The sequence below is a fragment of the Mesoflavibacter profundi genome, from assembly GCF_014764305.1.
Lineage (GTDB): Bacteria > Bacteroidota > Bacteroidia > Flavobacteriales > Flavobacteriaceae > Mesoflavibacter > Mesoflavibacter profundi.
The window spans coordinates 928,727-952,027 of the sequence record NZ_CP061703.1 but is presented as its reverse complement, the minus strand read 5'-3'; the positions used below and the strand labels follow the sequence as shown (position 1 = coordinate 952,027).

Genomic DNA, 23,301 nt, shown 5'->3' with positions numbered 1-23,301 from the left:
TCAAAATATAAAATGAAAAAAACTACTCTTCTCATGTGCTTAATAGCCTTATTTACAGGTTATCAAGCATTGTCTCAAATTACTAGTTATCCCTATTCTGAAGATTTTGAATCTGGAGATGGCGGATGGACTGCAGACAATACAAATTCCGGAACTTGGGCATTGGGTACACCAGCTTCGGCAGTAATAAATAGTGCTGCTTCTGGAGCAAATTCTTGGGTTACTAATTTAACAGGTAATTACAACAATGGCGAGAGCTCATTTGTAAATAGTCCTATATTTGATTTAACTTCATTAACTAACCCAAGTATAGAATTTAGCGTTTGGTGGGAATCAGAGTTTAGTTGGGACGGTACTGTTTTACAATCATCAATAGATGGAGGAGCTACTTGGCAAAATGTAGGAGCAGTTGGCGATCCTAATAATTGGTATACAGACGGAACCATTAATGGTAATCCTGGAGGACAACAAGAAGGTTGGACAGGAAGAAATGGTTCTGGTTCTAACGGATGGGTTACAGCTAGACATGCATTAGTAGGTTTAGCAGGTCAATCTAGTGTGCAATTTAGAATAGCTTTTGGATCTGATGGATCTGTACAAGACGAAGGTTTTGCTTTTGATGATGTGTCAATTTTTGACGTTACATGTCCAGAACCATTAAACCTTACCGCGACTACAACAGGAGATAGTACTGCAGATATATTTTGGTCTTTAGGAGGATCAGAATCTGATTGGCAAATTTGGGTGCAACCAGCTGGAACTGGTTTACCAACTACAGATGGTACTGTAACTTCTAATAATAATCCTTATCCAGCTTCTGGTCTTACACCTAGTACAGCCTATGAGGTATATGTAAGAGCTAATTGTAACGCAAATGGTTACAGTAATTGGGTTGGGCCTGTTAATTTTACAACATTTAATGTACCGCCACCAGCACCAGTTGGTGTCACTTGTTCTAGTGGATCTTCTACGTTTATCTTTACAGAAGATTTTGGTAATGATACTAACTACGTTCCAACTGGATGGACAGGAACTACCTTTGCAGATTCTAACGGAAATTGGGATATTACAATTCCTTCAAGTAACTCAACTGGTACAGGACCAGATGTGACTTGGGATGGAAATGCTGGTACACATTTAGAATATGAAGCTTCTGGTAACACCACAAATGTTGCGTCTGCTATTACTCCTGCTATAGATTTATCTACAGCTGTAGATGGTGCAGAATTATCTTTTTACATGCATGCTTATGGTGTAGATATGGGAACTTTAAATGTTGGTGTTAGTACATCAGCAACTGGACCATTTACTACAGAATATACTTGGATTGGAGAATATCAAACTTCTGCTTCAGATCCTTGGGTTCCAATTGGAATTAACTTAGATGCTTATTTAGGTCAGGTAATATATATAGAATTTAGCTATGTTGGTACTGGAGCTACTTGGGAAGGAGACATGTCTATAGATCAAGTACGAGTTGAAACTTGTGGTAACTTTTGTGTTGCACCAAGTAATATTACAATAGCAGGAATTACACATGATTCTGCAGATATTTCTTGGACACCAAGTGGATCAGAATCACAGTGGAATTACGTTGTACAACCTGCAGGAACTGGTGTGCCAACATCAGGAACAACAGTTGGAACAACAACTCTAACAGAATCCGGTTTATCACCACTAACAGACTATGAAGTTTATGTACAAGCCATTTGTGGAGCAAACACAAGTGTTTGGGCTGGACCAATTAGTTTTTCTACTACAGCACAAACAAACTTTGTTTTAGATTGTACAAATGGAGGACCACAAAACCTTGTTTATTGTTACGAAAATAATGATACAAATGTCTTTACATTTACTAGTTCTGACGGTACAACGCCTTTAAATATTACATTTAATGCAGGTCAAGTAGAACAGAATTGGGATGAATTAATCGTATTAGACTCAGATGGAATAACAGACTTAAACGCTGCAACACCTTATGGAAACAATGGTGATGTAAGTGGTATAACTTATCAATCTACAGGATCTTCAATTTCTTTTCAAGTTCAATCAGATGGAAGTGTAAATTGTCAAGGTAATGGTTATACATCTATAGATGTTACTGTAAGTTGTGCAACTTGTATAAATCCTACAGCTACTTTTGCAATTGTTGATGATTGTGCAAATGGAGATCAATTTTTAGTAGATGTTAACATAACTTCTTTAGGTGATGCTACATCATTATCAGTTCAAGATAATCAAGGAAACTCACCTGTAAGTGTTTCAACAACAGGTTCAGTAACTCCTTTATTTGGACCTTATCCTTTTAATACAGATATAATATTCACAATTTCTAACGAACAAGATGGAAACTGTGTTATTACAAGTCAAGCTATTTCTTTAGCAGGTTGTCCTCCAGATAATGATAACCCATGTGATGCTACAACAGCAGTAGTAAATGATGCTTTCTTATGTGAAGTAAGTACTCCTGGTACATTATTAGAAGCGACTAGTTCTGGTGTTCCTAACCCTTCTTGTGGAGGAGATCCAGATGATGATGTTTGGTATCAATTTACTGCAACATCAGATTTTCATTTAATTTCTTTAGCAAATGTACAAGGAAGTAATACAGGAGATATTGACTTTGCTTTATATGAAGGTGCTTGTGATGCGCTTGTAGAAATTGATTGTACTTCCGGATTCGCTTTATTATCAAGTATAACACCTCAGTTAGTAGTAGGAAACACTTACTTTATAAGAATCTTTTCTGGGTCAAGTAATTCTGAAACAACAACATTTGATTTATGTATCACTCCTTATGAAGCACCAACAAACGTGACTTGTGATGCGACTGAAAACTTATGTCCAGGAGGAGATGATTTATATACTTTTAATACCGTAGGTGTAGAACCAGGTCTTGGACAAATAGATTGTTTATTTACTTCTCCTAATCCTACATTTAGTGTGTTAGAAATTGGAACTAGTGGAACAATTGAAGTGCAAATGGTACAGAATACTGCTTTTGATGCAGCAGGTAATCCAATTGGAGACGAATTAGATGTAGATTTTGCTCTTTGGGGACCATATGCTCCTGGCGATGATTATTGTAGTGGTGGAGATTATCCATCAGATCCTGTTACAGCTTGTAGTTACTCTGCAGCTCCAGTTGAAAGTTTTACGATAAACAATGCTATAGCTGGTGAAATTTATATTGTAATGATTACAAACTTTGAAAAAGAACCAGGTGTAATTCAAATTACTCAAACTAATTTAGATCCTAATAACCCAGATCCAAATGCAGGAACTTTAAGTGCAGATATTGATGTAGAATTATCTAGTGTAGATGTAACTTTTATCGATAACGATAATGATGATACTACACCTATGGTAGCAGAGCCTTGCGGTCTAGATTCAATAACAATTGAAGCAGATTCTCCATTTGCAGATACTTTTGAGTGGTATATTAATAATATATTCCAACCAAATTTAACTTCATCGTCAATTACAGTTTCAGAATCTGGTCCTGTAACAGTTTATGCTTATGATAACCAATGTATGGGTGTAGCAGATGCGACTGTAATTGTTAACCTTTACAAAGATCCAATTGTAAACGTAGTTCCGCCAGAAGAAGTTTCTATTGTTACTTGTGATGACGAGTCTGGTGATGGTGTAGAAGAATTTGATTTTAGTACATTATCAAGTATCATTTTAGATGATGTAAGTCAAGATCCAAACGATTTCGTGGTTACGTATCACGAGACCTTATCAGATGCGCAATCAGGTACTAATGCTATAACATTCCCTTATTCTGCAGTAGATGGAACTGTTATTTACGTTAGAGCAGAAGACGTTAATGCAGTAGGTTCTGGTTCAGGTTGTGCTAGTACTAACACATCTTTTACGCTTACTGTTTTAGGTGCTTTACCAGAAATTACAGATATATCTGATTTTATTGTTTGTGATGATAGTTTAAATGATGGTTATGAAACGTTTGATCTATCTACAAAAGATGATGAAGTATTAAATGGACAAGACTCTTCAGAGTTTAGTGTTTCTTATCATGTTTCAGAATTAGATGCTGAAACTAATAGTAATCCAATTACAGCGCCATTTACTAATACCGAAGTATCTAGTCAAACTATTTATGTTAGATTAGAAAATTTAACAGCATCAGACTGTTATAAAACTTCAAGTTTTGAAATTATAGTAAATCCTCTGCCAGAGACCACATTTGGAGATGTAGTTTACGAGGTATGTCCAAACGCTACAGTACCAATTACAGTAACAGCAATACCTGATAATTACACATCAAGTGAAGTAAGTGTAGTATGGTATGATCAATACGATACAGTAATTTCAGGCGCTACAAGTTTAGATTTAGATACCGTATTAACCGCAGGAGTTTATACAATAGAGGTTACTTTTACCGATACAGGATGTTCAAACACCGCTGAAGTATTAGTAGAAGAGTTAGAGAGTTGCGTTATACCACAAGGGATATCACCAGGATTAAAAGATGGTAAAAACGACACATTTGATTTAAGTAGTTTTGATGTACAACGCTTAGAGATCTATAACCGTTACGGTACTTTAGTCTACTCAAAAGACAATTATATTAATGAGTGGCATGGACAATCTAATAATGGAGACGAGTTACCAGTAGGAACTTATTACTATATTATGAAATATCAAGGAAGCAAACAAAAAGCGGCTTGGATTTACATAAACAGATAAACAACTAATCAATAATAAACACAACCAAAACAGATACTATGGAAACAACCAAAATAGCCAATAAAGCAAGAGCTATTTTGGTTGTTACATGTGACTATCCAAACACAGTAAACAATAACACATGAAAAAAGTATACATCCTATTCGCTTTGCTCTTTGCAATGCAAGCACAAGCACAGCAAGATCCACAATACACACAATACATGTATAACATGAATGTGGTAAATCCAGCCTATGCAGGTTCATATGAAGGCGTATCAATAGGCGCATTATATAGAAGCCAATGGGTAGGATTAGAAGGCGCACCATCAACAGGAACCTTAACCATTCATTCGCCAGTAGGTAATCGTGTAGGTTTAGGACTCTCTTTAATTAGTGACGAAGTAGGTCCAGTAAACGAGACAAATGCTTATGTAGATTTCTCTTATACCTTACCAGTAGGAACATCTACAAAATTAGCATTTGGTTTAAAAGCAGGAGCAACCTTTCATGATATAGGTTTAGTAGGATTAGATTTAATCGATCCAAACGATCCTTTCTATTCACAAAACATCAATGAAGTTACACCAAACATAGGAGCAGGTTTATATTTTTATAAACCAAACAAGTATTACATCTCTGCATCGATGCCAAATATTTTAGAATCTGTACACTTAGATGCTAATGGATTTAAAATAGGCTCAGAAATACAACACGCGTTTGTAGCAGCAGGTTATGTATTTGATTTATCAGAAAACTTCAAGCTTAAGCCACATGTAATGACAAAGGTAGCCTTTAATGCACCAGTGACTTACGATGCAAATTTAAACCTATTTATGTATGATTTTGTAGAAGTAGGCGCAGGCTATAGATTAGACGATTCTTTTAGCGGAATGATAAACTTTTTAGTAGCACCAAACTTAAGAATAGGTTATGCCTATGACAGTGTAAACTCTCAATTAGATGTAGTCACCAACTCATCACATGAGATTTTTATCAACTTTGATATTAATCTACCAAGAAAAGTATCAAGATCACCACGTTATTTCTAAACCAGATAAGCTAACCAGAACAATGAAACATATACAATTATTTATAGTTTGTGCCTTAATAAGCACCATAAGTTTAGCACAAAGCAGTGCCACACAAAAAGCAGATAAACTCTTTGCAAAATACAGATTTGTAGACGCTATAGAAGCCTACAATAAAATTGTAGAAAAAGGAGAAGCAGATGCCTATGTGTATAGTCAATTAGCAGAAGCCAATTACAATATTTATAGCACAGAAGCAGCAGAGAAATGGTACGCAAAAGCATTTGAAGCAGGAGCAAATCAAGCCGAGATGTATTACAAGTACTCAGAGATGTTAAAAGCAAACGGTAAGTACGAAGCTTCTAATACACAAATGGATAAGTTTGCAGCTATGCAACCATCAGATGATAGAGCAATGATGTATAAATCCAATCCAGATTATTTATCTAAAATATTAGATCGCGGGAAAAAATTTAACGTACAAAACTTAGATATCAATACTGCAGGATCAGACTTTGGAGGAACATTACAAGATGGTAAATTATACCTAACAAGCTCAAGAAACGCCAATCGTAAGAAGTACGGATGGAATGAAGAACCATTTTTAGATATCTACGAATATACTGTAGCAGACGATGGTACATACCAAGGAGAAAACCTATTAGATGGTAAAATAAACACTAAATACCACGAAGGTATCGTAAGCTTTTCTCCTGACGGAAAAACAATGTACTTCTCTAGAGAAAGCTTTTATGAAGATATATATGAAAAAGACAGTCTGTCAAACACTAAATACAGTGTACTACACCTATTTAAAGCAACAAAAACAGGAGACGATTTTAGTAAAGTAGAAGCCTTAGCAATAAACAGTCCAAACTATTCTATAAAAAACCCAAGTGTAAGTGCAGATGGAAGCACGATATACTTCGCTAGTGATATGCCAGGAGGATACGGTAAATTTGATATCTACAAAGCAACCATAAATACAGACGGTACATTAACAGCGCCAGTAAACATGGGACAAAAGGTAAACACAGAAGGACAAGAAATGTTCCCATATATTAGTGATAATAACACACTATACTTTTCGTCAACAGGACATTTAGGACTTGGAGGAATGGATGTATTCCATACTAAAGAAATAGACGGAAAAATGGCACCAATCCGAAATGCAGGAATTCCAATAAATAGTAACGGAGACGATTTTGCATTTAGAATGAACGAAGCAACAGGCGAAGGATTTATATCATCTAACCGTCAAGGAGGAAAAGGAAATGATGATATCTATGCGATTAAAAAGCTACAACCATTATGCGATGTGTTAATTACAGGAACTGTAGTAGACGAAAAAACAGGAGACGTATTAGCAGGAGCAACAACAAGTTTAGCAGATGCTAATGGAAACATATTAGCAACAAAAACAACCAACGCAGAAGGTGTTGTAGAGTATATTGTAGAATGTGAAACAGATACAGAATTACAAGTAACTATGGATGGTTACGAAAGTAATAAAGTTACTGTAGAAGGTACAAATGAAGAAGAAGTCGCAGTAGAAGTACCATTAACACCAATAGAAGAAATAATTACACCAATAGAAGTGGTATTAAACCCAATTTACTTCGAGTTTGATAAATCAAACATCACTGCAAAAGCAGCGTTTGAATTAGATAACTTAGTACAAGTAATGAACAAATACCCTGATATGGTAATAGAAGCAACGTCACACACAGATTTTAGAGGATCTGATCGTTATAACCAAGGATTATCAGAAAGACGTGCACAAACCACTAGACAGTACATTATATCTAAAGGTATTGATGCTAGCAGAATATCTGCTTCTGGTAAAGGAGAATCGCAACCAGCTGTAGACTGTAACCCTTGTAGTAAAGAACAACACCAACTTAACAGAAGAAGCCAATTCTTAATCGTTAGTGGTAACCCTAAGAATATGTAAAACTATTCAAAATACAATGTGTTAATTAAAAAAGCAGCTATAACTAGCTGCTTTTTTTGTACAAAAAAAAGCCTTGCTATTAGATAACAAGGCTTTATGTTTTATTTTATTAGCTTACCATTTTTATCGTAAAAATGATATTCTAAATAAGTGTAAGCATCTCTAGGTTGTATTTTAACCCATTTTTTGTGTTCAAAAAACCATTTTGAACGAATAGATGGAAAACCTTTTGTTAAAAAGGCTGCTATAAAAGGATGTGTGTTTAAAGTCACCTTCTTATAGTCTTTTTTAAATAATTGTTCCAGGTCATGAGTTATTTTTTGCACTAAAACTATTGGTGCTTCAACCTCTTCTCCATTATTACCATTAGGATTTTCCTCTCTGGTTTTAATATTCATTTCTGGTCTAACTCTTTGACGTGTAATTTGAACCAATCCAAACTTACTAGGAGGTAATATTTTATGTTTGGCTCTATCATCTTTCATTTCTTCACGTAAATAATTGTACAGTGTTTTTCTGTTTTCAGCAGAATTTAAATCTATAAAATCCACAACAATAATTCCACCCATATCTCGTAGTCTTAATTGTCTTGCAACTTCTTTTGCAGAAATTAAATTTACTTCTAGAGCAGTATCTTCTTGAGAGTTTGATTTATTAGATCTATTACCACTATTTACATCTATTACGTGTAAGGCTTCTGTATGTTCTATAACTAAGTAAGCTCCTTTAGCCATAGATACAGTTTTACCAAAAGAAGTTTTTATTTGTCGCTCTATTCCAAATTTTTCAAAAATTGGAACATTAGATTGATAGAGTTTGACAATTGATTCTTTGTTTGGTGCAATTTCTTGCAAGTAATCTTTTATTTGAAAAAATAGTTCTTCATCATCTACATGTATTCCTGTAAAGGTATCGTTAAATATATCTCTTAATATTGAAGAGGCTTTATTTAATTCTCCTAAAACTTTGGTTGGATGATGGGCTTTGTGTAACTTTTTACACATTGTGTTCCAACGACTTAATAAGTGTTGTAAATCTTTATCTAGTTCGGCTACTTTTTTGCCTTCAGCTACTGTTCGTACAATAACGCCAAAACCTGGCGGTGTTATGCTTTTTACCAAGCGTTTTAATCTATCTTTTTCTTCTTTATTTTCTATTTTTTGAGAAATTGAAATACGATCAGAAAACGGGACTAAAACAATATATCTACCAGCAATAGAAAGCTCAGAGCTTATTCTAGGACCTTTTGTAGATATAGGTTCTTTAACAATTTGTACTAAAATAGACTGATTTGATTTTAAGACGTCTGTAATTTTACCGTCTTTATCAATGTCTTTTTCAAATGGGTAATTTTTTAAAGAAAAATCCTTTAGTTTACCTGTGCTTACACTTTTTGTGAATTTTAAAAGAGAAGATATTTTAGGACCTAAATCATGATAATGTAAAAAGGCATCTTTTTCGTACCCAACATTTACAAAAGCAGCATTTAGTCCTGGAACAGCTTTCCTTATTTTGGCAATAAACACATCGCCAACAGAAAACTTGTTATCGTCTTCATCTTTATGTAATTCAATCAATTTTCCATCTTTTAATAAGGCAAAATCAACAGCATCTGGACTAGATCTAATGATTAATTCTTTATCCATTAAGGTTAATTTTTATCCATACAATTAAGTATAGATGGATTATACATTTTTTCACAGGATTTTTAAATCCGGTTAAGCTTAGTAATTACGCAAGGTTATACGTAATTAGTTGTTAAGCTTAGTTTTCAAAGAACGAAATTTTAAAAAACCAAAAAAGTAGTTAAAAAACTACTTTTTGGAATTATTTTTTCTTTTTGTGACGGTTAGCGCGTCTACGTTTTTTACGCTTATGCGTAGCAACCTTGTGTCTTTTACGTTTTTTACCACTTGGCATAGGTTAATGTTTTTTAATTAATAATTCGTTTAAATTTTACTTTACGTCAACATTTGTTTTAACACCTTCTACAAATACTTTAGCAGGTTTAAATGCTGGAATATTGTGAGCTGGAATCTTTATTGTTGTGTTTTTAGAAATATTTCTTCCAGTTTTTTCAGCTCTAGTTTTAATGATGAAGCTACCGAAACCTCTTAAATATACGTTGTCTCCGCTTTCTAAAGATGTCTTTACTTCTTCCATAAAAGTTTCAACAGTTGCTTGTACATCACCTTTTTCAATTCCTAATTTCTCAGAAATTCTTGCTACTAAATCAGCTTTAGTCATTTTCTTTTATTGTTTGTGTTATTAATTTTTTATTAGGGTTGGCAAATATAGGCATTTAATATTCAATATTTCAAACCTAATTCATTAAAATTTAATGCTATAAACTTTACTTTTGCATTTCTTTATTTTTTTAACCCTATGAATTTCTCTGCAAAGTTAATTAATTGGTATACAGTAAACAAACGCGATTTACCTTGGCGTAATACATCTAACCCTTATTATATTTGGCTTTCAGAAATTATTTTACAGCAAACTCAAGTTATTCAAGGTACACCGTATTACCATGCTTTTACAACTAATTTTCCTTCTGTTTTTGATCTTGCAAATGCTAAAGAAGACGAAGTTTTAAAATTATGGCAAGGCTTAGGTTATTATTCAAGAGCTAGAAACTTGCATTGGTCTGCAAAATATATCGTCGAGGAGTTAAACGGTGAATTTCCTAACACGTATAAAGAGATTTTGAAGTTAAAAGGTGTTGGTGATTATACCGCAAGCGCAATAGCGTCTATTTGCTTTAATGAAGTAACAGCTGTTGTAGATGGTAATGTGTATAGAGTTTTGTCAAGGTATTTTGGGATAGAAACTCCTATAAATAGTACACAAGGTCAAAAACAATTTAAACAATTAGCTCAAGATTTGATAGATCCTAATCGTCCTGCAATTTTTAATCAAGCTATAATGGAGTTTGGCGCTAGGCATTGTAAACCTAAAAATCCAGATTGCAATAGTTGTACATTTAATCAAAATTGTCAAGCATTAATTTCTAACAAAGTAGATGTATTACCTGTAAAACTTAAAAAAACTAAAGTGTCTATTAAGTACTTTAATTTTATAGTAGTACTTGCAAACAACAGTTATACGATTTTAGAGCAAAGAAAAGGAAATGGAATTTGGCAAAATTTATATCAATTCCCGTTAATAGAAACTAAAGCAGCTGTTAACGAGCAAGAAATTACCAAAAAAATAAATGATTTGGGCGTAATACCTAATAATGATTTCGAGATAAGTTTATATAATACAGAAGATATTATACATAAACTTTCACACCAGCATTTACATACTAAATTTTGGATTGTAACAACACAGCAATCGCTAAAAAATGCAATTTCTACAACTAAATTACATGACTTTCCTGTACCAATTTTAATAAGTAATTTTATTGAAAAGTTTGATTTTTAAAATCTAAATACAATCACTTTAAAAAAAATTATTAATTTTAGTAACAGTGAAGCACAAATCTTTAATTTTGTGTCTTAATACAATAATACTATGTCTGGAACACTAAATAAAGTTATGCTTATTGGGCATTTGGGAGATGAAGTAAAAATGCACTATTTTGAAGGTGGTGGTTGTGTAGGACGTTTTCCCCTTGCAACTAACGAAACTTACACAAATAAGCAAACTAACGAGCGTGTTACAAATACAGAATGGCATAATATAGTTGTAAGAAATAAAGCTGCTGAAATTTGCGAAAAATACCTTACAAAAGGAGATAAGGTGTATGTAGAAGGACGTATTAAAACTAGAAAGTGGCAAGACGAAACTGGAAATGATAGATATAGTACTGAAATCCAAGTAACAGATTTTACATTTTTAAGTACAAAAAAAGAATCTGAAACCAATGCAGCAAATGCACAAAACAAAACAGTAAGTACCAATCCTACACCACAACAAACACAACAACCGGAAGTAGACGATGATCTTCCATTTTAAGCATTAAAATAATATATGGATCCTGAACCCTTGTGCCTAATTTTATTAAATACCAGCGATAATATTAATATTGCGCTTGGTTTTGCACTATTAGTAGTTCTTTTAATTGGTTCTGCATTAATTTCTGGCGCAGAAGTAGCAATGTTTTCTTTAACAAGAACAGATCTTGAAGACGAAGATCTAGCTGCAAAAAATCAAATAAAAATTATAACAAAGCTTTTAGAAAGACCTAAAAAGTTATTAGCAACAATTCTTGTCGCAAATAATTTTATAAACATAGGTATAGTAATACTGTTTGCTTTTTTAAGTGAGTTTATGTTTGCAGGTATATCTTCTGCTATTGTAAAATTTATATTAGACGTTGTAGTTGTTACCTTTTTAATTCTTCTATTTGGAGAGATTTTACCTAAAATTTACGCAAGTCGTAATAATTTAAAATTTGCCACTTTTATGGCGTATCCGCTACGTGTTTTAGACGTTGTATTTTCACCATTAAGTTTGCCAATGCGAAGTATAACTATTGGAATACACAACAAATTAGGGAAACAAAAATCTAATTTAAGTATCGACCAATTATCACAAGCATTAGAATTAACAAGTGAAGATGATACCACAAAAGAAGAACAAAAAATATTACAAGGTATTGTAAGTTTTGGTAATACAGATACCAAACAAGTTATGCAACCTAGAATAGATGTGTTTGCATTAAATATAGAATTGCCCTATAAAGATATTGTTGACGATATAGTAAATAATGGATATTCGCGTATTCCGGTTTATCAAGACAATATGGATAATATAAAAGGGATTTTATATGTAAAAGATCTATTGCCACATATAAACGAAACAGATTTTAATTGGACATCTTTATTACGCGATCCATTTTTTGTGCCAGAGAACAAAAAATTAGACGATTTAATGTCAGAGTTTCAAGAGAAAAAAGTGCATTTAGCTGTTGTGGTAGACGAGTATGGAGGCACGTCTGGTGTAGTGTCTTTAGAAGATATTATAGAAGAAATTGTTGGTGATATTAGTGACGAGTTTGATGATGAAGATCTAATATTCTCTAAACTTGACAACAACAATTATGTTTTTGAAGGAAAAACAGCATTAAAAGACTTTTATAAAATAGTTAAGCTCGAAGACGAATCTATTTTTGAAGACAATAAAGGAGAAGCCGAAACTTTAGCAGGATTCATTCTAGAAAACTCAGGTGGATTTCCTAAAAGAAATAGTAAAATAAAATTTGAAAATTACGTTTTTACCATAGAGTCTTTAGATAAAAAAAGAATTAAACGAGTTAAGGTTACCTTGCCTTAATGCATTTACTTATTAAAATGAAAATTAAAAACGTTTGTTTATTTGCGATACTAATTCTAACATTTATGGGTTGCGGTAGCGATCCAATACCTAAACCAAAAGGATATTTAAGATTAGAATATCCTGAAGCAAACTATACTAAATACATCAAGCAATTACCGTTTACTTTTGAAAAAAACCAAATAAGTGATACGGTAAAAATTAAAAGAATACCTAACGATCCTACAAGTTTTGGATTAAATTTAGAATACAGTAAACTTAAAGGAACTATTTATTTAACCTATAAGACAGTAAATAGTAAAGAACAACTTACTAAGTTTTTAAAAGATGCTCAAAACTTTACACAAGAGCATACAAGAAAAGCAGACGAAATTACAGAACAAGTTTACGAAAACAAAGAAAGACGTGTTTACGGAATGTTTTATGAAGTTGGCGGTAATGCTGCTAGCCAATCGCAATTTTATGTAACAGATAGTATAAAACATTTCTTAACAGGTTCTTTATACTTTTATGCTAAACCAAATTACGACTCAATTTTACCAGCTGCACACTATTTGCAAAAGGACATAAAACATATTATGGAAACCATAGAATGGAAATAAAAAAAGCCTCGATGTCTCGAGGCTTTTTTTATGATTATAAGTTGTTTATTATGCTTTTTCAACTTTTGCACAACACGCTTTTTTACAATCTTTAGCGCAAGCCATTTTTTCTGCTTCTGTTTTGTTAGCGCATTTTTCTTTACATGCCGCTTTTTTTGCAGCACAATCGCTACAATCTTTTTTAGTACAGTCTGATTTACATTTTGCAGTACATTCTTTTTTATCTGAAGAGAAGTTTTCTACAGTTTTCATGTCTGTAACTTTGTATTGATCTGCAACACTTGTAACAGTGTTTTCTAAGCTAGTAGTATTAACTTTAGCTTCATCATACTCTACCATAGCTAATTTCTTGTCAAAGTCTACTTTTGCAGATTTTACACCTTCCATTTTAGCCATTTTCTTTTCGATAGTTTTTGCACAACCCATTGCGCAAGTCATACCTTCGATAGTAAATTCAGCTTTTGCATAAGTAGCATTTGTATCTAATTTAGCAACTTCTGTAGCTGTGCTAACCTCGCTATTTGGAGATGTAACAACTTCTGGTTGAGTTTCTTTTTTACAACTAAAAGCAAAAAGCATAATAGTAAAAACGGTTACTATAGTTTTTAAAGATTTCATATTAAATAGTATTTATTTATAAATTGATAAATACAAAACTAATAAATATGTTTCTTTATTTGTATTTAAGTCCGATTTTTGTGCCGTAATAACTAACTATGAAAACAACTAACGGCTTAAAATGGGTTTATTTAATACTACTTTCTTTAATTTGGGGCACATCTTTTATTTTAATTAAAAAGTCTTTATTAGGTTTAAATGCTTATCAATTAGGAGCATTGCGCACCATAATTACAGGTTTATTTTTGTTTATTGCTGGATTTAAATCTATAAAATCTATTAAAAAGGAATCTTGGAAATGGATAGCTTTATCTGGATTTATGGGTTCTTTCTTTCCTTCGTTTTTTTTCGCAATCGCAGAAACCGAAATTGATAGTGCAGTTGCTTCTATTTTAAACAGTTTAGTGCCATTAAATACAGTGTTACTTGGCGCTGCTATTTTTAAAATAGCTACAAATACCAGACAAGTTTTGGGTGTAATTATAGGTTTTATTGGTACATCTATTTTAATAATGAAAGGCGCAGAGCTTAACCCAAATCAAAATTATTTGTATGCGACTTTTGTTATTTTAAGCACGATTATGTATGCAATAAATGTAAATATTATTAAAAAATATTTACAAGATGTTAAGCCGCTAAGTATCGCTACAGGAAATTATGTTGTAATATTTTTACCTGCTTTAGTAATCTTGGCTTTTACAGATTTTTTTAAAGTAGAAAATTTTAAAAACAATACATTTTTAACGTCTATAGGATTTGTTGCTGTTTTATCCTTTTTTGGGACAGCTTTGGCTAAGGTTTTATTTAATAAGTTAGTACAAATGTCTACGCCTGTTTTTGCGTCTTCTGTGACATATATTATGCCTATTGTTGCTTTATTTTGGGGACTTTTAGATAATGAAACCTTTAGTTGGACACAAGGTTTGGGTACAATTATAATTTTATTAGGTGTATATTTAGCTAATAAAAAGCCAAAAAAAATCCGAAGTTAAAAACTCCGGATTTTTAATACTGATTAAAAACAATTTTTATTCAAAGTCTGCGTCTGTAACACCTTCGTTTACTTTAATAGCTTTAAAATTCATTGCAATAGTTTGTGGTCCAGTAACTACAGTTTGTCCATAAGGGATTTGTACACCATTTACTGGAGAGTAATTGTTGTAAGTAACCACAGATTTAATTTCTTGACCTTGTACTTCTTTACTGCTCTCTACTTGAGTTAGTAATCCAGTTTCTACATCATAAAACCTGTAAACGTTATCTTCTCCTATTATTACTTTTACTTTATAGTGGTCTTTACCATTAATATCTACTATGCTTTCTAATTGTACATTATTCATGTCAAATTTAGTTTCGGCAAATAAACCTGGTTCTGCTTTTTTCTCAGCAATTTGATCTTCAGTTAAAGGTCTTTTCATACCTTGTTGCTCTGCATAACCAGTAGTTCCATTCCACTTTTGTTTCATGATTGTTCCCATACCTTCTGCATTAATTTCTACAGATTCTTTATTTGAAGCAATCATGTATTTAACTTCAGCAGTTAAAGGAATTGGTACACCATCTATTTTAACATCTCCAGACATTAATACTGTTTTAACAGCATCTAAGTTTGATTTTCCTCCAATAGCTTTAATGTAATTATCTATTACGCTTTGCGCAGTAACACCTTCTGGAATTGGTTTAGAAAACACTGGTTTTTCTACTGGATTTGCATAAGTGTCAAAATATTTAATTGGTAAACCTGTTTTTTCTAAATTAGAAATTACGTCACTTCCTTTACCTACAATTACAATTCTTGCATTTTCTGGTTTAAAATACTTGTTTGCAACACGATTTACATCTTCTGCAGTTACAGCATTTATTTTTTCTAAATAGGTTTTGTAAAAGTCTTTAGGTAAGTTGTTTAACTTAATGTTTAAAGCGTATCTAGCTATAGTTTGCGGACTTTCTAAAGCTAATACAAAATCACCTACGTATTTAGATTTAGCATTTTTTAACTCTTGTGCAGTTACAGGTTCTGTTTTTATTCTTTTAATTTCTTTTAATGTTTGCACAACCGCGCTATCTGTAACCATATTTCTTACAGCTGCTCCAGCAGTAAATCTTGAAGCGCCATAACGCGATGTGCCTACGCTAGATCTTGCACCATAAGTATAACCATGCTCTTCACGTAAATTCATGTTAAGGTAGCTGTTAAATCCACCTCCTAAAATTTTGTTAGCGATTAAAACTGCATGATAATCTTCATCATTCATTTTTAAATCAGCATTATTTGTAAGAGAAATGTTAGATTGTACAGCGTTTGGCATGTCAACAAAATTAATCTGAGTTGACGGTACATTTGGACTTGGGTTAATTAGGTTAGTTGTAAAGTCTATTCCTTTTTCCCAGTTTTTAAAGTATTTTTTTACTTGCTTTTCTACTGTTTTAAAATCTACATCACCAACAACAACTAAATATGCGTTGTTTGGATTAAAGTACTTTTGATAAAAAGCTCTAACATTATCTAATGTGATATTATTTATTGTTTCTTCTGTAACAAACTCGCCGTAAGGATGTTTTTTACCGTAAGATAAAGCGGTTCCAACACGACCTGCTATAGCATCTACACTTTTATCAGAGCTTTTAATGTTTTCAATCATCTTATCTTTTTCTTTCTGAAATTCTTCTTCAGAAAATAAAGGATTGATTGCAGCATCTGCCATTAATTCTAAAATACGCTCTGAGTATTTAGATAACGACGACGCGTAAGCATTACTTGATCCAAAGCTTAATCTAGCTCCTAAAAAATCTATTTCTTCGTTAAATTGATCTTTAGAGATTGATGTTGTACCGTTACCAAGTAAAGCGCCAAGCATACTAGAAACTCCAGCTTTGTCACCTTCTACAATAGGTTTATTGTCTATTGTTAAAGAGTAAGAAACGCGAGGTAATTTATGGTTTTCTACAACTAAAACTTTAAGTCCATTTTTTAATTCAAATTCTCCAGGAACTTCAAGTGTAATACTTGGTGCTGGACCTGGTTTAGGTTGTACAGATCTATCAATTTGAGCTGTTGCAGTAATTGATATGAACAATACGGCTAATAGTGCTGTTATTTTTGTTTTCATGTGTTTTTATATTTTGTAAAATAGCCTAAACTAATTTATGTCAATTATTCGCTAGCTTTTTCAGATTCTGGTAAATACTCTAAAAGTAATCTTTGATTAGGATTTAAGTATTTTTTTGCTACTTCTTTAATTTCTTCTCTTGTAATTGATCTGTAGATGTCAATTTCAGTATTAATTAAATCTGTGTTACCATATAACATGTAGTAAGTTGCTAAAGAGCTAGCAATTCCTTCTACGCTAGAATTTGAGTTTACAAATTGATTTTCGAAGATGTTTTGTAGTTTTTGATAATCTCTTTCAGAAATTAACTCGTTTTGTACTTTAACTATTTCTTCATCAATTTCTTTCATTATATCTTCAAGTTTAGTTTCACCTAAAGGAAGACCAAATAAAATGTAAGTCCCGTAATCTTCTTGACTGTTATTAAATGCACCTACTTGTAAAGCCATTTTTTTCTCGTCAACTAATTTTTTATATAATACTGAAGATTTTCCGCTACTTAAGTAAGTAGATAACATGTCTAAAACATAAGCATCTCTATCTTTCATAGAAGGCGTACGGTAAGCAGCTACAATTGCAGGTATTTGTATGTTTGCATCGTAAGCAGTAGCAGTAATAGGCTGCGTTATAGGATCTTCTTTAGGAAAGTTTCTTGTTACTTCTTCACCTCTTGGAATTGGTCCAAAGTAATCTTTGATCATTTTTTTAACCTCTGGTACATTAATATCTCCAGCAACAACTAGAACAGCGTTATTAGGTACATAGAATTTTTTGTTGAATGCTTGAAACTCTTCTAATGTTGCAGCATCTAAATGTTCCATTTCACCAATTGTAGTCCAACGGTAAGGATGCTTTTTAAACATGTTCTTCTTTACGTTTTCAAAGAATTTACCGTAAGGAGAATTGTCTACACGTAAACGTTTTTCTTCTTTAACTACTTCGTTTTGTGTATCTACACCATCTTGATTAATAACAGGATGTAAAAGTCTTTCAGATTCCATCCATAGTCCTAATTCGACACTGTTAGAAGGGAAAACTTCGTAATAATAAGTTCTATCATCGGTTGTGTTTGCATTGTTGCTTCCTCCTTGAGAAGTCACAATAGTAAACCATTCGCCACGAGCAATGTTTTCTGTGCCTTCAAATAAAAGGTGCTCAAAAAAATGGGCAAAACCAGTACGTTCTGGATTTTCGTCTTTTGCACCTACGTGATACATTACAGATGTAGTTACCACAGGAGCAGAATTGTCTTGATGTAAAATAACGTGCATACCGTTATCTAAATCATACTCTTCATACTTAACTTCTTGTGCATTAGTAGTAAAACCAGCTAATACCAAAGCAGCTAATGAAAATAAACTTTTTTTCATGTTTAAATTATTTTATTATCAGTTTAAGGTATATGTATCAAAAAATAAATTTTGTTACACTTTTTAACAAAAATAATAATAGTAACTAGTTGTTTTAAGTTTTGAGAAAAAATTAACACCAAATATTTAAAATTTTAAAAGAAAATCACGAACTTATAATGTTGATAACCAATAAAATAAAAAAACTATGAAAAATATCTCTTTACCCATAAAATATGGGCTGTATATAACAGCAGGTTTAATCGCTTATTTTTTACTACTAGCAGCTTTTGGATGGCACACAAATCCATTTTTTAGTTTATTTAATGGATTTATAACTGGTTTTGGTATATATGAAGCAATAAAACATTATAAAGACGAAAAAGGACATACCTTTAGTTACACCGGTGGATTTACCGTAGGTATTGTTTCCGGGTTTATAGCAGCAATTTTATTTACAATATTTTTTACTTTTTATGCTACAGAAATTAATCCGAATTTTTTAGAACAATTACTAACGGTTTTTGCTAACGACTATAATGTACACATAGGATTAGTGTCTTTTGTTGTTGCCATAATGGGTTTTGCAACAACAGTAGTTTTAACATTAACCTGTATGCAAGTGTTTAAAAAAAGTAGAAATATGCTTCAAAATGCTTAAAACGTTTGTAGATTAATTAATTAGAAGTATATTTGCATCCGCTTTCTAAGAATTTGGAAGCAAAAAGTTAAATTAATTTAATAAAAACGTTACGCTATGTACGCAATTGTAGAGATAGCAGGGCATCAATTTAAAGTTGAGAAAGACCAAAAAGTTTTTGTTAACCGTTTAGCAGTAGAAGAAGGAGACAAAGTAGAATTTGATAACGTTCTTTTAATTGCAGATGGTAGCGATGTAACTGTTGGCGCCCCAGCTATAGGCGGAGCACAAGTTAGTGCAAAAGTCTTAAAGCACCTTAAAGGTGATAAAGTTATTGTTTTCAAAAAGAAAAGAAGAAAAGGTTACCGTGTAAAGAATGGACACAGACAATACCTTTCTGAAATTGTTATTGAAAACATCGTAACTTCTGGAGCTAAACCAGCTAAGAAAGCTGAAAAAGCGGCTCCAAAAAAAGAAGAAAAAAAATCTGAAGCTAAAGCAGTAAAATCTACTGGAAAGGCAGACGATTTAAAAAAGATTGAAGGTATTGGACCTAAAATCGCATCTACATTAGTAGAAGCAGGAATTTCAACTTTTGCTGAATTAGCAAAAACGGATGCTGCTAAAATTTCTGAAATTATCTCTGGTGTTCGTGGTAACCACGTTACAGATACTTGGCCAAAGCAAGCTGAATTAGCTGCTGAAGGTAAGTGGGATGAATTAAAGAAATGGCAAGACGAATTAGATGGTGGTAAAGCATAATTTATCACTTAAGTATAACAATATAAAACCATAAGATCATGGCTCATAAAAAAGGAGTTGGTAGTTCTAAAAACGGTAGAGAATCAGAATCGAAACGATTAGGTGTTAAGATTTTTGGTGGTCAAGCTGCTATTGCAGGTAATATTATCGTTAGACAAAGAGGTAACACACATCATCCAGGTGAAAATGTATACCAAGGTAAAGACCATACATTACACGCTCAAGTAGATGGTATTGTACAGTTTACAAAGAAAAAAGATAACAAGTCTTATGTTTCTATAGAGCCTTTTAAAGCTTAAGAAGCAACTTATTATTTAAATAAAAAAAAAGCACTTTCTTTAGAAAGTGCTTTTTTTATTGTTTTAGTTTAGCATAGAAAATAAAAATCCCAAACTATAGTTTGGGATTTTTTGAATGTTATAAAAGCAAAGCTTACTAAAAACATTAGAAACTTTTCGCTCTGTTTTTAATATCTATAGTGTTCAGGTTTAAATGGACCTTCAACTGTTACACCAATATATTCAGCTTGATCTTGTTTAAGCTCAGTAAGTTCAACACCAATTTTTTCTAAGTGTAATGCTGCTACTTTTTCATCTAAATGTTTTGGTAGCATATATACTTCGTTTTCATACTTATCAGAATGATTCCAAAGCTCTATTTGTGCTAACGTTTGGTTAGTAAAAGAATTACTCATTACAAAACTTGGATGACCAGTTGCACAACCTAAGTTTACTAAACGTCCTTCTGCTAAAATGATAATATCATTACCATCAATAGTATATTTATCTACTTGAGGTTTAATCGTGTTTTTAGTATTACCGTAGTTTTCGTTTAACCAAGCCATTTGTATTTCGTTATCAAAATGACCAATGTTACATACTATGGTTTTATCTTTCATTGCTTTAAAGTGCTCTGCACGTACAATGTCTTTGTTACCAGTTGTAGTAATTACGATATCTGCATTACTAACTACAGTTTCTAATTTTTTAACTTCAAAACCGTCCATTGCAGCTTGTAACGCACAAATTGGGTCAATTTCAGTTACTGTTACGATACTTCCAGCACCTTTAAATGATGCAGCAGTACCTTTACCAACATCTCCGTAACCACAAACAACAACGCGCTTTCCAGCTAACATCACATCTGTTGCACGACGTATAGCATCTACAGCACTTTCGCGACAACCGTATTTATTATCAAATTTAGATTTTGTTACAGAGTCGTTTACGTTTATAGCAGGCATTGGCAATGTTCCGTTTTTAACACGCTCGTATAAACGGTGTACACCAGTTGTAGTTTCTTCAGATAAACCTTTAATACCAGAAGCCAATTCTGGATATTTATCTAAAACCATATTAGTTAAATCTCCACCATCATCAAGAATCATGTTTAATGGTTTACGATCTTCACCAAAAAATAAAGTTTGCTCGATACACCAGTCAAATTCTTCTTCAGTCATATCCTTCCAAGCATAAACAGCAGTTCCTGCAGCAGCAATAGCAGCAGCAGCTTGATCTTGAGTAGAGAAAATGTTACAAGAACTCCAAGTAACTTCTGCACCTAAAGCTTGTAAAGTTTCGATTAAAACTGCAGTTTGAATCGTCATATGTAAACATCCAGCGATACGTGCACCTTTTAAAGGTTGTTCGTCTTTATACTCTTCACGTAAGCTCATTAAACCTGGCATTTCTGCTTCGGCTAATTCAATTTCTTTTCTTCCCCAATCTGCAAGAGACATATCTTTTACTTTATTAGGAACGTATGGGACTGTTTTTGTACTCATATATTTTTGTTTCAATTTTTATTAATAAGCTAAAATAGGCTTATACTTAAAATTTAATTACATTCGCTATTGTAAAAAAATCCAAATAGCCTTAAGCGCTGCAAAGATAACTAATAACATTTAGAATATTAAATGCCTCTTTATAAATCCATTACTGCTAATAGCCAAACTGTTGTTAAAATTTGGAAAATTGAAGAATCTTACGATGATTTAATTGCGCCTTTAGACTTAAAAACAGAAAGTTTAAGTAGAGTTTTAGGAATGAAAAGCGAGTTGCATCAACGTGGTTTTTTAAGTGTTAGACATTTGTTACGTGAGTTTGGTTACACCGATCAAGATTTGTTTTATGATGAAAACGGTAAACCTCATTTAAAAGACGGAAAGCATATTTCTATAACCCATAGTTTTACGTTTTCTGGAGTTATTATTAGTGATAATGAAGTTGGTATTGATATAGAAATGCAGCGCGAAAAAATAGCTAAAATCGCTAAGAAATTTGTCGAATACGAGTTTGAGTATTTAGATACAGAAGCTGAAGATTATATTAATAAACTAACCGTAGTTTGGGGCATAAAAGAATCTTTATATAAATTATTTGCAACACCAGGAATGTTGTTTAGAGAACACTTTTTAGTTATTCCTTTTTCTATTAAAGATGAAGAAACTGTGTGTTGGATTGATTACAATGGACTTAAAAAAAGATACAACTCGCACTTCTTAGAATTTGAAGGATTTACTTGCGCATACGTTATTGAATAATGAACATTTACAACCATATATTACAAGCTAAAAACGACGGAAATAAACTATTAGCAGTCTTAATAGATCCGGACAAGTTTCAGCTTAAAAATGCATTGCAATTTATAGATAAAGTCAATAAATCTATAATAACACATATTTTTATTGGCGGTAGTGAAGTAGGGCAAAACGTAACCCAACAATTAGTTGAGGTTATAAAAATGCTAACCGATTTGCCAATAGTTTTATTTCCTGGTGATGTGACTCAAATTTCAAAAGATGCCGATGCTATTCTGTTTCTGTCTTTACTTTCTGGTCGTAATCCAGACTATTTAATAGATAAGCAAGTGCAAGCTGTACCATTATTAGAAAAAACACAATTAGAAGTTATTTCAACAGGATATATTTTAATAGAATCTGGTAAAACAACAGCTGTACAACGCGTTACAAATACGTTGCCTCTAAATAGAACAGACGTAGATGCTATAACAAACACAGCAAAAGCAGGAGAATTACTAGGTAAAAAGCTGATTTATTTAGAAGCTGGTAGCGGCGCAACTTATGAAGTGCCAGCTGAGGTAATTTCTTCAGTAAAAAATAAAATAGATATTCCGTTAATTGTTGGTGGCGGCATTAGAACAAAAAGACAAATAGAAAACGCTTTTATTGCAGGTGCAGATTTGGTAGTTATTGGTACTGCTTTTGAAGAAGACCAACAGTTTTTTGAACAATTAAAACATTAG

The 23,301-nt window shown here is 32.5% G+C and carries 19 protein-coding genes; 13 read left to right on the top strand and 6 right to left on the bottom strand.

Annotation, left to right across the window (positions count from 1 at the left end; translation table 11 throughout):
- The first annotated feature begins 12 nt into the window (after positions 1-12).
- From IFB02_RS04465 to IFB02_RS14010, 3 genes are all read left to right on the top strand, one after another.
- Positions 13-4,713, top strand: a complete 4,701-nt coding sequence (locus IFB02_RS04465) for a T9SS type B sorting domain-containing protein (protein WP_165569186.1) — start codon at positions 13-15, stop codon at positions 4,711-4,713.
- A gap of 121 nt (positions 4,714-4,834) precedes the next feature.
- Positions 4,835-5,743 carry a PorP/SprF family type IX secretion system membrane protein gene (locus IFB02_RS04460; RefSeq protein WP_106686723.1) on the top strand — a complete coding sequence of 303 codons (909 nt, stop codon included), beginning with the start codon at positions 4,835-4,837 and terminating at the stop codon, positions 5,741-5,743.
- The gene (locus IFB02_RS14010; RefSeq protein ID WP_270005553.1) at positions 5,676-7,676 is read left to right on the top strand and encodes an OmpA family protein; all 2,001 of its coding nucleotides are present in this window, start codon (positions 5,676-5,678) and stop codon (positions 7,674-7,676) included. Before IFB02_RS04460 ends, IFB02_RS14010 begins: the two co-directional genes overlap by 68 nt.
- Before the next feature lie 101 nt (positions 7,677-7,777).
- On the opposite strand, the gene IFB02_RS04450 is transcribed toward IFB02_RS14010, so the two are convergent.
- Together IFB02_RS04450 and IFB02_RS04445 are read right to left on the bottom strand one after the other, a co-directional pair.
- Positions 7,778-9,322 carry an Rne/Rng family ribonuclease gene (locus tag IFB02_RS04450; RefSeq protein ID WP_106686724.1) on the bottom strand — a complete coding sequence of 515 codons (1,545 nt, stop codon included), beginning with the start codon at positions 9,320-9,322 and terminating at the stop codon, positions 7,778-7,780.
- Between the two features lie 310 nt (positions 9,323-9,632).
- Entirely contained in the window at positions 9,633-9,923 is a 291-nt protein-coding gene (locus IFB02_RS04445; protein ID WP_106686725.1) for an HU family DNA-binding protein, read from the bottom strand.
- 138 nt (positions 9,924-10,061) lie between these two features.
- Here IFB02_RS04445 and mutY point away from each other — a divergent pair, with 138 nt between their 5' ends.
- The 4 genes from mutY to gldD all read left to right on the top strand — a co-directional run bounded on the left by mutY (position 10,062) and on the right by gldD (position 13,558).
- A complete protein-coding gene (mutY, locus tag IFB02_RS04440; protein ID WP_106686726.1) occupies positions 10,062-11,102 on the top strand; it encodes an A/G-specific adenine glycosylase in 1,041 nt (346 codons plus the stop codon).
- Between the two features lie 90 nt (positions 11,103-11,192).
- Positions 11,193-11,636, top strand: coding sequence for a single-stranded DNA-binding protein (locus IFB02_RS04435; protein ID WP_106686727.1), 444 nt, complete (start codon positions 11,193-11,195; stop codon positions 11,634-11,636).
- Between the two features lie 15 nt (positions 11,637-11,651).
- Positions 11,652-12,956, top strand: coding sequence for a gliding motility-associated protein GldE (locus IFB02_RS04430; protein ID WP_106686728.1), 1,305 nt, complete (start codon positions 11,652-11,654; stop codon positions 12,954-12,956).
- A gap of 17 nt (positions 12,957-12,973) precedes the next feature.
- Positions 12,974-13,558, top strand: coding sequence for a gliding motility lipoprotein GldD (gene gldD / locus IFB02_RS04425; protein ID WP_106687034.1), 585 nt, complete (start codon positions 12,974-12,976; stop codon positions 13,556-13,558).
- Between the two features lie 48 nt (positions 13,559-13,606).
- Here gldD and IFB02_RS04420 read toward each other — a convergent pair whose 3' ends face one another.
- Positions 13,607-14,176 (bottom strand): heavy-metal-associated domain-containing protein, encoded by a 570-nt coding sequence (locus IFB02_RS04420; RefSeq protein ID WP_106686729.1) that lies wholly within the window; start codon positions 14,174-14,176, stop codon positions 13,607-13,609.
- A 98-nt stretch (positions 14,177-14,274) separates the two neighbouring features.
- On the opposite strand from IFB02_RS04420, the gene IFB02_RS04415 reads away from it, so the two are divergent.
- Positions 14,275-15,168 (top strand): DMT family transporter, encoded by an 894-nt coding sequence (locus IFB02_RS04415; RefSeq protein WP_106686730.1) that lies wholly within the window; start codon positions 14,275-14,277, stop codon positions 15,166-15,168.
- A gap of 36 nt (positions 15,169-15,204) precedes the next feature.
- Here the strand turns inward: IFB02_RS04415 and IFB02_RS04410 are convergent, their stop codons facing one another.
- Positions 15,205-17,286, bottom strand: coding sequence for a M16 family metallopeptidase (locus IFB02_RS04410; RefSeq protein WP_106686731.1), 2,082 nt, complete (start codon positions 17,284-17,286; stop codon positions 15,205-15,207).
- 44 nt (positions 17,287-17,330) lie between these two features.
- A complete protein-coding gene (locus IFB02_RS04405; protein ID WP_106686732.1) occupies positions 17,331-18,656 on the bottom strand; it encodes a M16 family metallopeptidase in 1,326 nt (441 codons plus the stop codon).
- A 187-nt stretch (positions 18,657-18,843) separates the two neighbouring features.
- Here IFB02_RS04405 and IFB02_RS04400 point away from each other — a divergent pair, with 187 nt between their 5' ends.
- From IFB02_RS04400 to rpmA, 3 genes are all read left to right on the top strand, one after another.
- Positions 18,844-19,296 carry a DUF4199 domain-containing protein gene (locus IFB02_RS04400; protein WP_106686733.1) on the top strand — a complete coding sequence of 151 codons (453 nt, stop codon included), beginning with the start codon at positions 18,844-18,846 and terminating at the stop codon, positions 19,294-19,296.
- A 96-nt stretch (positions 19,297-19,392) separates the two neighbouring features.
- Entirely contained in the window at positions 19,393-20,037 is a 645-nt protein-coding gene (rplU, locus tag IFB02_RS04395) for a 50S ribosomal protein L21 (protein ID WP_106686734.1), read from the top strand.
- A gap of 38 nt (positions 20,038-20,075) precedes the next feature.
- Positions 20,076-20,336, top strand: a complete 261-nt coding sequence (rpmA, locus tag IFB02_RS04390) for a 50S ribosomal protein L27 (RefSeq protein WP_106686735.1) — start codon at positions 20,076-20,078, stop codon at positions 20,334-20,336.
- Between the two features lie 167 nt (positions 20,337-20,503).
- Here the strand turns inward: rpmA and ahcY are convergent, their stop codons facing one another.
- Positions 20,504-21,820, bottom strand: coding sequence for an adenosylhomocysteinase (gene ahcY, locus IFB02_RS04385; protein WP_106686736.1), 1,317 nt, complete (start codon positions 21,818-21,820; stop codon positions 20,504-20,506).
- Between the two features lie 132 nt (positions 21,821-21,952).
- Here ahcY and IFB02_RS04380 point away from each other — a divergent pair, with 132 nt between their 5' ends.
- Positions 21,953-22,579: a 4'-phosphopantetheinyl transferase family protein gene (locus IFB02_RS04380; RefSeq protein WP_106686737.1), complete on the top strand. Its 627-nt coding sequence runs from the start codon at positions 21,953-21,955 to the stop codon at positions 22,577-22,579.
- The gene (locus IFB02_RS04375; RefSeq protein ID WP_165569185.1) at positions 22,579-23,301 is read left to right on the top strand and encodes a geranylgeranylglyceryl/heptaprenylglyceryl phosphate synthase; all 723 of its coding nucleotides are present in this window, start codon (positions 22,579-22,581) and stop codon (positions 23,299-23,301) included. Before IFB02_RS04380 ends, IFB02_RS04375 begins: the two co-directional genes overlap by 1 nt.

Excerpts from the sequence above, each read along its gene's own strand:
- IFB02_RS04465 (WP_165569186.1), top strand. The coding sequence starts at position 13 with ATGAAAAAAACTACTCTTCTCATGTGCTTAATAGCCTTATTTACAGGT.
- IFB02_RS04460 (WP_106686723.1), top strand. The coding sequence starts at position 4,835 with ATGAAAAAAGTATACATCCTATTCGCTTTGCTCTTTGCAATGCAAGCA.
- IFB02_RS14010 (WP_270005553.1), top strand. The coding sequence starts at position 5,676 with ATGAGATTTTTATCAACTTTGATATTAATCTACCAAGAAAAGTATCAA.
- IFB02_RS04450 (WP_106686724.1), bottom strand. The coding sequence starts at position 9,322 with ATGGATAAAGAATTAATCATTAGATCTAGTCCAGATGCTGTTGATTTT.
- IFB02_RS04445 (WP_106686725.1), bottom strand. The coding sequence starts at position 9,923 with ATGACTAAAGCTGATTTAGTAGCAAGAATTTCTGAGAAATTAGGAATT.
- mutY (WP_106686726.1), top strand. The coding sequence starts at position 10,062 with ATGAATTTCTCTGCAAAGTTAATTAATTGGTATACAGTAAACAAACGC.
- IFB02_RS04435 (WP_106686727.1), top strand. The coding sequence starts at position 11,193 with ATGTCTGGAACACTAAATAAAGTTATGCTTATTGGGCATTTGGGAGAT.
- IFB02_RS04430 (WP_106686728.1), top strand. The coding sequence starts at position 11,652 with ATGGATCCTGAACCCTTGTGCCTAATTTTATTAAATACCAGCGATAAT.
- gldD (WP_106687034.1), top strand. The coding sequence starts at position 12,974 with ATGAAAATTAAAAACGTTTGTTTATTTGCGATACTAATTCTAACATTT.
- IFB02_RS04420 (WP_106686729.1), bottom strand. The coding sequence starts at position 14,176 with ATGAAATCTTTAAAAACTATAGTAACCGTTTTTACTATTATGCTTTTT.
- IFB02_RS04415 (WP_106686730.1), top strand. The coding sequence starts at position 14,275 with ATGAAAACAACTAACGGCTTAAAATGGGTTTATTTAATACTACTTTCT.
- IFB02_RS04410 (WP_106686731.1), bottom strand. The coding sequence starts at position 17,286 with ATGAAAACAAAAATAACAGCACTATTAGCCGTATTGTTCATATCAATT.
- IFB02_RS04405 (WP_106686732.1), bottom strand. The coding sequence starts at position 18,656 with ATGAAAAAAAGTTTATTTTCATTAGCTGCTTTGGTATTAGCTGGTTTT.
- IFB02_RS04400 (WP_106686733.1), top strand. The coding sequence starts at position 18,844 with ATGAAAAATATCTCTTTACCCATAAAATATGGGCTGTATATAACAGCA.
- rplU (WP_106686734.1), top strand. The coding sequence starts at position 19,393 with ATGTACGCAATTGTAGAGATAGCAGGGCATCAATTTAAAGTTGAGAAA.
- rpmA (WP_106686735.1), top strand. The coding sequence starts at position 20,076 with ATGGCTCATAAAAAAGGAGTTGGTAGTTCTAAAAACGGTAGAGAATCA.
- ahcY (WP_106686736.1), bottom strand. The coding sequence starts at position 21,820 with ATGAGTACAAAAACAGTCCCATACGTTCCTAATAAAGTAAAAGATATG.
- IFB02_RS04380 (WP_106686737.1), top strand. The coding sequence starts at position 21,953 with ATGCCTCTTTATAAATCCATTACTGCTAATAGCCAAACTGTTGTTAAA.
- IFB02_RS04375 (WP_165569185.1), top strand. The coding sequence starts at position 22,579 with ATGAACATTTACAACCATATATTACAAGCTAAAAACGACGGAAATAAA.